Source organism: Rathayibacter sp. CAU 1779, from assembly GCF_054551755.1.
The window spans coordinates 1144048-1154765 of the sequence record NZ_JBTOLK010000001.1 but is presented as its reverse complement, the minus strand read 5'-3'; the positions used below and the strand labels follow the sequence as shown (position 1 = coordinate 1154765).

Here is a 10718-nt window from a genome sequence, read left to right as displayed (position 1 = left end):
GCGAACCCGTCGGGGCATGGCCGACGGGTTCGCCACCGCGCGAGACCCCTGGACCTGCCTCACCATCGGTGGGGCACTGTCAGGGAGCTCGATGTCAGCCGACGGCCTTGAGCTTTGTCAGGATCAGCGCCGCGTTCGGTGCTGTCGGCTGCGGGTTGGCGTACGCGTTGCTCTCCGACGGCCAGCCCGAGTAGTACTTCGACGAGAACTCGGCGCCTGCCGGGCGGGCGTCCATCGCCAGGGTCGGAACCTGCTCGACGTAGATCTTCTGCAGGGCGTCGAGAGCCGCCTTGCGACCGGCGTCGTCCGTCGCGTCCGTGTAGGCCTTGAACTGAGCCTTGGCCTCATCGCTCTGGAAGCGACCGTAGTTCCACACTGCCGCCTGTCCGGCCGGCACGTAGTACGCCGGGTCGAACATGTCGGAGTACATCTCCCACGGTGTGACGCCGCCGTTGGTCCAGTGCAGCGCGGCCTGGAAGTCGCCCGTGTTGAGGGCGGTGGTCCAGGAATCCGCGGTGGGGGTGTCCACCTTGGCGTCGATGCCGATCGACTTCGCGGATGCCGCGATCAGCGTCAGACCGGAGTCGTAGTCGTTCCAGCCCGCCGGGTCGGTGAGCGTGAACGTGACGGGCTGGCCGTCCTTGCCGATCAGCGTGGATCCGTTGTACGTGTAGCCGGCGTCGGTGAGGATCTTCTTCGCGGCCGTGACGTCGACCTTGAAGTTCTTGTCCTTGTAGTCGTCGGCGATGAACGAGGTGCCGGCCGGGGTCGGAATGCCCGTCACGTTCGTCAGCTCGGGGAAGATGCCCGACTCGGCGACCTTGCTCTCCTTGGCACGGTCGACGACCGTGTTCAGCGCCTGTCGCACGGCGACGTCGTTGAACGGGGCCTTCTCGGTGTTCAGGGCCAGGTAGTCGATGCCGAGACCGGCGGGGAAGAACGCCTGGTTGTGGGCCTTGTCCTTGTTGACGTACACGTTCTCGTAGTCCGCGATGAACGTCCAGCCCCACTGGGCGGCGCTCGTCGAGAGAGCCGTCGTGAGGGTGTCGTTGCCGCTGTACGAGGTGTAGCGCAGCTCAGGTGCCGCGAGCTTGCCGCCCCAGTAGTCCGGGTTCGCGTCGAGCGTGACGGCCTGGGTGGTCCAGCTCTTCATCACGTACGGACCGGTTCCCACCGGCGTCTTGTTCGCGAACTTGGTCGGGTCGGCGACGTTCTTCCAGATGTGCTCCGGCACGATGAACAGCTGCAGCGCCTTGATCTGGTTGACGAACTGGCCGCTCGTGAACGTCACGGTGACGGTGTCGCCGCTCGTGGTGATGTCGCCGTACGGGAGGCCCTCGGTGTTCAGCGCCGAGTACTTCTTGCGCAGGTTCAGCGAGAACGCGATGTCGGCTGCGGTGAACGGCTTGCCGTCCGACCACTTCACGCCGTCACGCGCGGTGAGTGTCAGCTTCGTGTAGTCCTCGTTCCACTTCCACGACTTGGCGAGCCACGGGGTCGCCTTCTGCGCCGGACGGGTGTCGTTGACCTCGGCGAGCGGCTCGTAGATCGCGAAGCGGTAGCCGAGCGACGATGCGGCCGACGTGTTGAGGAACGGGTTGGAGTTGTTCGTCTGCGGACCGTTCGGCATGCCGATGGTCAGTGCGTGACCGCTGCCTCCGGACGTTCCGGAGCTGCTCGAGCAGCCGGAGAGCGTGAGCCCGACGGCAGCGAACGCCACAGCGGCGACGATCAGCCCTTTCTTGATCTTCATTTCCTTATGCCTCCTTGCATGGTGGGGGTTCAGGGGTTGGTGGTTGGGGTTATGCACCGCCGCCGGTGTCGGCACCTGTGCCGGGGCGTGCGGTGGTCGCTGAGATCCGCAGGTCACGGCTGGAGCGTCCGGCGTGCACCAGGCAGGTGCCCTCCGGCGTGCTCCAGGCGTGAGCCTCGGTGTCCCAGATCTGGAAGGAGCGCTGCGGCACGGTGATCCGCACCGTGCTCTGCGCACCAGGCGCGACGTCGAGCGTCGCGAAGCCGGCGAGCCAGCGCAGCGGACGCGTTGCATCCGCTCCGATCGGCTCGAGATAGACCTGCACGACCTCGCGACCGGTGCGGTCGCTCGTGTTCGTGAGGGTGACGTCGACGTCGAGGCCGCCGTCGGAAGCGGATGCCACGGCCACGGCGTCGTACCGCCACGCGGCGTAGCCGAGTCCGAATCCGAACTCGCGGGCTGGGGTGCGTCCGAGCCGGTCCCAGCCGCGGTGGCCGACGTCGACGCCTTCGGTGTAGACGATCCGTCCGTCGACAGGGATGCCGTTCGGCACCGGAACGTCGGATGCCCGCGCCGGCAGCGTCCACGGCAGTCGACCGGACGGCTCCGTGGTGCCGGTGAGCACGTCGGCGAGCGACGTGCCCGCCTCCTGGCCGGGCAGCCACCACCACAAGACGGCTGCGACGTCGTCGAGCCACGGCAGCAGCACGGGGGCCCCGGCGTTCACGACGACCACGGTGCGCGGATTCGCCTCGGCCACGCGACGCACGAGCTCGTTCTGACGACCCGGAAGGTCGAGCGTCGGACGATCCCAACCCTCGGACTCCGTCTCCGGATTCGTGCCGACGATGACGACGGCCACGTCGGCCTTCGCGGCGGCGGCGACGGCGTCCGCGATCTCGGCATCCGTCCCCGCCTCGGGGGCGAGGCGCCGCAGGTGCACCCGCGCGAAGCGGCCGAAGGCGTGAGCGTCGACGACCTGGGCCGTGATCACCAGGTGGGCCGCGGCATCCGGTCCGCCTGGCAGATGCAGCGAGACGGCGTCCGGGTTCGCGTACGAGGAGTTCAGCACCACCTCGGGGCCGACGATCGCGTCGGACTGCGACACCCGCTCGCCGTCGACGACGACGGTGTGCGCGCCGACCGGCGCGATCTCGATGAGGTGCTCACCCGGTGCGCTCAGCGCGATCGCCGTGGTGAGCCGGACCGTCTCGGCGGCATCCGGCAGGTCGGTGAGCCACACGGAGCCCTGCGCCGACGCGAGCGTGCGGGTCTCGATCACGGCTCCGCGCGCGTCCAGGGCCTCGACGCGGATGCCACGCACACCGTCGGGTGCAGTGAGCGCGGCATCCGCGACGACGGGCGCGCCGACGAGCGTGCTCCCACCGCGATGGCGGGTGACGGATGCGTTCGGGAACGCCTCGACGAGAGCCTCCAGCGGATCCGCCAGCACGGCGGCATCCACGTGCGCGCTTCCGCCGCCCTGCACGAACGGCGTCACGGCGTTCGCGCCGATGAGGGCGATGCTGCCGACGGATGCGGCATCCAGCGGCAGCAGCTCACCGTCGTTGCGGAGAACAACGGTGGAGCGGGCCGCCGCCTCGCGGAGCAGGGTGCGCACCGCATCCGAATCGGGCTCCGGGATGCTCGTGTCGTGCGGGCGCACCGGGTCGCCTGCGTTCTCCGCCACCTCGAACGGCTCGTCGAGGGCGCCGACGCGCCGGGCGAGCCGCAGGATGCGCTCCACCTTGTCGTCGATGACGGATTCCGCGACCTCGCCGCGCTCGACGGCCGAGAGCAGGTCGTCGTCCCAGGGGCCGCCGGGGCCGGGCATCACGAGGTCGAGCCCGGCGAGCGCGGGCTCCACCGCGGACTTCGTGGCCAGCCAGTCGCTGACGACGACGCCGTCGTAGCCCCACTCGTCCTTGAGGATGTCGGTGAGCAGAGTGCGGTGGGCGGTGGCGGGTGCATCCTCGCCGAGCACGTCGACCGTGTTGTACGCAGCCATGATCGACCACGGCTTCACCTCGCGGATGACTGCCTCGAACGGGGCGAGATACACCTCGCGCAGCGTCCGCTCGTCGATCACGGAGTGGTACTCGGTGCGGTCGGTCTCGGTCTCGTTGCCGACGTAGTGCTTGACGCACGCGCCGATGCCGGCCTGCTGCAGAGCGTCGATGAACGGCGCGGCCATGCTGCCGGCGAGCAGGGGGTCCTCGGCGAGGCACTCGAAGTGGCGGCCGCCGACCGGGCTGCGCTGCAGGTTCACGATCGGCGCCAGCACGACGTCGACACCCTTGCGCTTGGCCTCGTCGGCCATCAATGCGCCGAGCCGGCCGAGCAGGTCGCGATCCCACGTGGCGGCCGTTGCGCTCGGGGCCGGCAGCTGTGCGGAGGGCGTGTCGTCCTCATCCGTTCCGCGCACGCCGATGGGGCCGTCGGAGACGGTGATGGCGCGCAGACCGATCTGGCCGAGGCCGTACAGGGTCCAGGTACCGGATCCGGTGAGCAGGCGAACCTTGTCGGAAAGGCTCAGCCGTGCGACGACCGATCGCAGCGTTGCTGCGTCGACTTCGGTCGGGAGGGCTGGGTTGAAACTCACGCCTGTGCTCCAAAACATGGCTCGTCGTTGAGGGGACGCAGGACATCGTGACACAGTTACTGACTTGTAAGTAAGTTGAGGCGATAACGTTTGAATAACGCGCCACAGGGTCGGGTGTTAAGTTCAATCCGACTACTAATCGAACTGCCGATGAGTCCATTCCCCGAGGAGACGCCCGTGCCCGACCAAGCAGCCCCCACAGACGCGGGCGAAGCACAGCCGAGCACCGACGAGCGGCCCGCCGAGGGCCGTGATTCCGCGGACTCCCCCGAGAAACCGCTCTCGAAACAGCAGGCACGCACCCTGGAGCGCCGCGAAGCCGTCCTGAAGGCGGCGATGAGCGTGTTCGGGGCGCACGGCTACAACAAGGGCGCGCTCGTCGAGGTTGCCCAGCAGGCGGGCATGACCCACGCGGGCGTGCTGCATCACTTCGGCAGCAAGGAGGGCCTCCTGGTCGCCGTGCTCCGCTACCGCGACGGCGAGGCCGTCGACGGGGTCGCCGGGCGACCGCAGGTGACGGGGCCGGCGTTCCTCCCCCATCTGCTCGGCACCGTCGAGGAGAACACCCATCGGCGCGGCGTGGTGCAGACGTACGCCGTGCTGTCAGCGGAATCCGTGACCGACGGGCATCCAGCCCAGGGCTACTTCCGCGGACGCATGACGGGGCTGCGCGAGAAGCTCGCCGGCGTCATCCGCGACGTGGTGGGCGACGGACCGACGGACAAGGCCGTCATGGATGCGGCGAGCGCTCTCATCGCCGTGATGGACGGTCTGCAGGTGCAGTGGCTGCTCGACCCCGACGCGGTCGACATGCCAGGCACGGTGGCGATGATCATGGACGAGATCATCGACCGACTGGCGTCAGGTGTCCCAGCGCCCGATGTGCGCGTGCGGGTTGCGGAACTGCTCGGCACCCGACCGGATGCGACCCCGTCGGCGTAGGACGCCTCTCGGCACACCGCTGCACGGTCGGTCGGCGGCTGCGATGCTGGGGTGATGGTCGATCTCGAAACGCTCCGGCTTCGTCTTTACGGGCAGCTCGTCGACGAAGGCAGGGTCGCGAGCAGCACGCAGGTGGCCCTGGAGCTCGGAATCGACGATGCCGAGGCGGCCGCCGCATTCCGTGCGCTCGCGGATGATCGGCACCTCGTTCTCGACGAGCGGGGAGACATCGAACTCGCGCACCCTTTCGGCACCCGCGATTTCGGATTCTCGGTGAAGTCGGAGCACACCCTGTGGTGGGGCGGATGCGCGTGGGATTCCTTCGCCATCCCGCATCTGGTGCCGGGCGCCTCGCCGGCGCTGGTGGCGACGACGTGTCCGGCCTGCGGCACCGCGCACGCCTGGAGCGTGGATGTCGACCGGCCGCCGGCGGACGACCAGGTGGCGCACTTCCTCGTGCCGATGGCACACGTGTGGGACGACGTGATCCACGCCTGCGAGAACCAGAGCATCTTCTGCAGCACGGACTGCGTCGACGCCTGGCTGGAACGCACGCACCACCAGATGGGCGCCGTGTTCAGCCTCGAGACGCTGTGGAGGCTCGCCTCCGACTGGTACACGGGACGGCTGACTCGCGGATACCGACGGCGCGAGCCCGTCCAAGCGGCTGAGTACTTCAGGAGCGTGGGGCTCGTCGGACCATTCTGGGGGAACTGAGCCGGCCCTGGCCGCCCGGCCGCCGCCCGGCTCCCGCCCGGACGGCCGTTCAGCGCGCCGCGAGAGCTGGGCGCCGAACGGTCGTCCGTGCCGCACGGAGCCGGGATCCGGCCAGGGCGGGATGCGTCGGTCAGGCGGCGACGGATCCGAGGTGCGCGCCGCCATCCGTCTCGATCACGGTGCCGGTCACATTGCGGCTGGTGGCGGCGAACACGACAGCCTCAGCGATCTCGTCGGCCGTGGCCACATGACGCACGGGAAGTGTCGCGGCCGTCTGCGCGAAGAGCTGCTGACGCACATCCGCTGGGACGAAGTCCCACCACGGCGTGTCCACACCGCCGGGGCTCACGGCGTTGACGCGGATCGGCGCGAGCTCGGTGGCAAGCGGCTGCACGAGCCCCTCGACGGCCGCGTTCAGCGATCCGATGCCCGCGGTCTCACTCATGCCCATGCGGCCGGTGATGGCGCCGATGAGCGTGATGGATCCGTCGGCCTTCAGGTGCGGTATGGCCGCCTGGATGCTCGTGACCGTCGGCCAGTACTTCGCGTCGAAGGCCTCACGAAGGGCCTTCAGTTCCAGGCCGGCGATCGGGCCCATTCCCGCACTGCTCGCCACCGTCACGACCAGCCGATCGAGGGTGCCGATCTCGGCGAAGAGCGCGTCGAGGGCTCCACGGTCGCCCGCGTCGACGGAGTGGCCGATGAGTTCCGGATGCTCCGCAGCGACCGCGGCCAACCGATCTGCGCGTCGTCCGGCGATGTGCACGTTGTCTCCGGCCGCGGCGAGGCGGATCGCCGTCGCAAGCCCGATACCGGACGTGCCGCCGATGACGAGGGATGTGGATGTCATGACTTCTCCTATTTCGAACCGTTGCGTCTCGAAATGCAGACTAGCATGGCATCGTGGATCACGTGAAGGCTTCCGAGGAGACGTCCGGTCCGGCCGGAGACGGAACGCCATCGAAGGCCGGACGCAAGCGCAGCGAGCAGAGCAGGAGCGCCATCCTGCGGGCTGCGTTCTCGCAGTTCGAGAGGTCGGGGCTGCAGTCGCTCACCATCGAGGGGATCGCGGCGGAGGCCGGGGTCGGCAAGCAGACGATCTACCGTTGGTGGCCGTCGAAGGCGCATGTGCTGATGGAGGCTGTCGCCGTGAACGCGGAACTCCTCGTCTCCACCCAGGATCGGGGCAGCTTCGAGCTCGACCTGCGCGCCTTCCTCACGCAGTCCTTCGAGATCGGCCGCACGTCGGGAGTGCGCGAGCTGCTCGCCGCGCTGATGGGGCAGGCGCAGGTGGATCCGGCCTTCGGGACCGATTTCCGGGAGCAGTTCCTGCTCCGCAGGCGCGACGCGCTCGCGGTGATCGTCGACCGAGCCGAGGCGCGCGGTGACTTCCCCGATGGCATCCGCCCCGGAACCCTCGCCGACGTGGTCTTCGGTGTCATCTGGTATCGCGTGCTGGCCACGGGAGACGATCCGGACGACGCCCTCGTCGACGAGCTGACGAGGATGCTCACGGTCGGCACTTAGCAAGGCGCCCGAAAGCCGTTAGCAAGACGTCAGGGTCGGCATCCGGACCGTCTCGATCTCGTGAGGAGAGCACCGACGGCCGTTCTGTCGACCCACAGTGGATCCATGACTACCACCGGCCATGATGTTGTGCACCGCACCGCTGCAACGCGGCTGCGAAGGATCGTGGCCGGCCGGCATCCGTGGGGTCGATTCGAGACCCGTGTGCTCGACCGCAGCGGCACCGTGGTGCAGCACGTGCTCGTCGTCTACCCGCCCGGCACGAACGACCGAGAGCGGATGCTGCTGTGGTTCGCTCGCACCTGGCCGTCGGCGGGTGCCGTCGCCGGCATCAGCGCGTTCATGTGCCTCGGCGACCTCGTCCCGTCCACGATTCTGACGCCCGTCGTCTTCACCCTGTACGGGATCGGCCTCGCCGCCGCGCTGGTTCCCAGCCGTCGCATCCGCATGCTCGTCCACCGTGTCGTGGTGACGGAGGTGCGGGACGCGCGACCGTGGTGCGCGGACGGGCGCACGAACCTCATCCGCCGCGCCATCGGAGTGCTCGACGACCTCGATCGCCGTGCAGAGGAGGGAACGGTCGATCCCGTCGAGTACGAGATCGAGTGGGGTCGGGTCTACCGGCTGCTGGGTTGAGCGTGCATCCGGGCGCCTCCAAACGCCCCGTGATGCACTCCCTCACGGCGCCACGCTCACGGGGCGGCGGGCATCCGTCTCCCGCCCACCCCGTACGGACTGCAGAAATGGCTCCACAGCACAGCCCATGGAGCCACTTCTGCAGTTCCGATCATTCGTCGCACCCGTAAACGGTGCGGGCCGGGCGACAACTTGGCGGCGAGCGCCGAGACGACGATCAGCGGATGCCTCTGCCGGGCGCACGAGACGACGAAGCGCCCCGCCTCCTCGGTCCGGGAGACGGGGCGCTGACGCAGTGAGTGTCGAGACCGCCTAGGCGACCGTCTCCTCGACCGCCGCGATGACGTCGCTGATGCGCACGTCGCCCGCCGCGACCTCGTCGAACTCCGCCTGGATCTCGGCGCGGCCGAGGAGCTCCGTCATCCGGCGGCGGCGCTGACGCGGGATGAGCGTCACAACGGTCCCCTTCTTGCCGGCGCGACCGGTGCGGCCGGAGCGGTGCAGGTACGTCTTGTACTCGTCGGGCGCGTCGGCCTGGATCACGAGGTCGATGTCGTCGACGTGGATGCCGCGCGCCGCGACATCCGTCGCCACGAGCACCGACACGCGACCGTTCGACAGCTTGTCGAGGTTGCGCTGGCGGCGGGACTGGCTCAGGTCGCCGTGCAGCGACACGGCAGGGATGCCCGCGTCGTCGAGCTGCTCAGCGAGCTGTTCGGCGAACGCACGCGTGCGGGCGAAGATGAGCGTCTTGCCGTCGCGATCCGCGAGCTGCTCGACGATCGCGCCCTTCTCGCGGTGCTCGATGACGAACACGCGGTGGTCGATCGTGCCGGACGCCTGGTCCTCACCGGCGACCTCGTGCACGGCCGGCTCGACGAGGAACTCGTCGACGAGGTTGGCGACGCCCGTGTCGAGCGTGGCCGAGAACAGCAGCTTCTGGCCGCCGTCGGCGGTCTGGCGCAGGATGCGCTGCACCGGCTCGAGGAAGCCCAGGTCGCACATGTGGTCGGCCTCGTCCAGCACCGTGATCGCGACCTCGCTGAGGTCGAGGTGGCCCTGGTTGATCAGATCCTCGATGCGGCCGGGCGTGCCGATCACGATGTCGACGCCGCGACGCAGGGCACCGACCTGACGGGCCTGGGGCACGCCGCCGTAGATCTGCGTGGTGAAGAGACCGACGCTGCGGGCGATCGGCTGCACGGTGCGGTCGATCTGCAGGGCGAGTTCACGCGTCGGGGCCATGATCAGCGCACGGGGTGCACGTCCCATGGTGCGCTTGCCGTTCGCACGGCCGGACTCGGCCCAGAGTTGCATGAGGCGCTCGACGAGCGGTGCGCCGAACGCGATGGTCTTGCCGGATCCGGTGCGGCCGCGGCCGAGCACGTCGCGTCCGGAGAGCACGTCGGGGATCGTCGCGGCCTGGATCGGGAACGGGCTCGATGCACCGAGCTCCTCGAGCGCGCGCACGATGTTGCCGCCGAGTCCGAGGTCGCCGAAGGTCACGCCGTCGACATCGGATGCCTCGATCGCCTCTGCCTGGAGCCGCTCGAGCACGACGTCGTCGTTCGGTGTGAACGCATGCTGCTCGTCGCGCTTCGGATAGAAGTCGGAGTCGCGGCGCTCGCGCGGGGCGTCGGAGCGACGGTCGTCGAAGGAGCGACGCGGACGGTCGTCGTCGAAACGACGCGCGGGTCGGTCGTCGTACGAACGACGCGGACGGTCACCATCGAAGGAGCGACGCGGACGGTCGTCGTCGAAACGACGGGCAGGACGGTCGTCCTCGAACCGGCGACGGGGCCGGTCGTCATCATTGCGACGCGGGCGGTCGTCGAAGCTGCGAGCCGGGCGATCGCTACGCTGTGCCGAGCCTGTCGAGGTATCGAACCGACGACGCGGCTGCTCGTCGTTGGAACGACGCGGACGATCCCCGTCGAATCGGCGTACAGGACCGTCGTCGTTCTGACGACGCGGACGATCGTCACCGAAACGACGAGTCGCACGCTCATCACCGAAACGCGGACGATCGTTGTCGAGGCGGCGCGGACGATCGTTGTCGAAGCGGCGTGTGGGACGCTCGTCATTGCCACGGCGGGGGCGGTCATCGCCAGAGGAACGGCGGTCGTCACGACCTCCGCGGTCGAAACGCGCGCTGCGGTCATCGCGCGACGGCCGCTCGTCGCGTGCACCACGGTATCCGCCCTCTGCGCCGCGGTTCGAGCGCGAGTACCGCGCGTCGTCGCGGTCGCGGGACTCGTCGCGGCCCCGGGCGTCATCGCGTGCACCGCGCGGACGCTCGGGAGCGTGGCCGCGGGCGGCGCGGTCGTCGGCGGTCCAGCGGCGCTTCTTGGTGGCATCCGCGTCTTCCGGACGGTATCCGCGGTGGCCGGCGCTGCGGCTGCCTGGCTTGGATCCGGACTTCGCGCCGTACGGCTTGCTACCGCCGGACTTCTTGGCGTAGCTGGGGTCGAAGTTCGGTCGACCCGCAGGTTTCTTGTTCGTGGGCATGAGGATTCTTCTGGGTTGATCTCGAGTGTGCAG

8 protein-coding genes are annotated in these 10718 nt (G+C 69.1%); 4 read left to right on the top strand and 4 right to left on the bottom strand.

Annotation, left to right across the window (positions count from 1 at the left end):
- Window positions 1-94: 94 nt before the first annotated feature.
- Both ACX9R5_RS05280 and ACX9R5_RS05275 read right to left on the bottom strand, forming a co-directional pair.
- A complete protein-coding gene (locus ACX9R5_RS05280) occupies window positions 95-1753 on the bottom strand; it encodes an ABC transporter substrate-binding protein (RefSeq protein WP_459407951.1) in 1659 nt (552 codons plus the stop codon).
- Window positions 1754-1802: 49 nt separating this feature from the next.
- A complete protein-coding gene (locus ACX9R5_RS05275) occupies window positions 1803-4355 on the bottom strand; it encodes a beta-glucosidase family protein (RefSeq protein WP_459407950.1) in 2553 nt (850 codons plus the stop codon).
- 177 nt (window positions 4356-4532) lie between these two features.
- Between ACX9R5_RS05275 and ACX9R5_RS05270 the strand changes: the two genes are divergently transcribed.
- Together ACX9R5_RS05270 and merB are read left to right on the top strand one after the other, a co-directional pair.
- Entirely contained in the window at window positions 4533-5297 is a 765-nt protein-coding gene (locus ACX9R5_RS05270) for a TetR/AcrR family transcriptional regulator (protein WP_459407949.1), read from the top strand.
- 54 nt (window positions 5298-5351) lie between these two features.
- Window positions 5352-6014, top strand: coding sequence for an organomercurial lyase (gene merB, locus ACX9R5_RS05265; RefSeq protein ID WP_459407948.1), 663 nt, complete (start codon window positions 5352-5354; stop codon window positions 6012-6014).
- Window positions 6015-6144: 130 nt separating this feature from the next.
- Here the strand turns inward: merB and ACX9R5_RS05260 are convergent, their stop codons facing one another.
- The gene (locus tag ACX9R5_RS05260; protein WP_459407947.1) at window positions 6145-6864 is read right to left on the bottom strand and encodes an SDR family oxidoreductase; all 720 of its coding nucleotides are present in this window, start codon (window positions 6862-6864) and stop codon (window positions 6145-6147) included.
- 53 nt (window positions 6865-6917) lie between these two features.
- Between ACX9R5_RS05260 and ACX9R5_RS05255 the strand changes: the two genes are divergently transcribed.
- Both ACX9R5_RS05255 and ACX9R5_RS05250 read left to right on the top strand, forming a co-directional pair.
- Window positions 6918-7541, top strand: a complete 624-nt coding sequence (locus ACX9R5_RS05255) for a TetR/AcrR family transcriptional regulator (RefSeq protein ID WP_459407946.1) — start codon at window positions 6918-6920, stop codon at window positions 7539-7541.
- Between the two features lie 105 nt (window positions 7542-7646).
- Window positions 7647-8177: a DUF6611 family protein gene (locus ACX9R5_RS05250; protein ID WP_459407945.1), complete on the top strand. Its 531-nt coding sequence runs from the start codon at window positions 7647-7649 to the stop codon at window positions 8175-8177.
- Between the two features lie 312 nt (window positions 8178-8489).
- On the opposite strand, the gene ACX9R5_RS05245 is transcribed toward ACX9R5_RS05250, so the two are convergent.
- Window positions 8490-10685 (bottom strand): DEAD/DEAH box helicase, encoded by a 2196-nt coding sequence (locus tag ACX9R5_RS05245; RefSeq protein ID WP_459407944.1) that lies wholly within the window; start codon window positions 10683-10685, stop codon window positions 8490-8492.
- Between the last annotated feature and the right edge of the window lie 33 nt (window positions 10686-10718).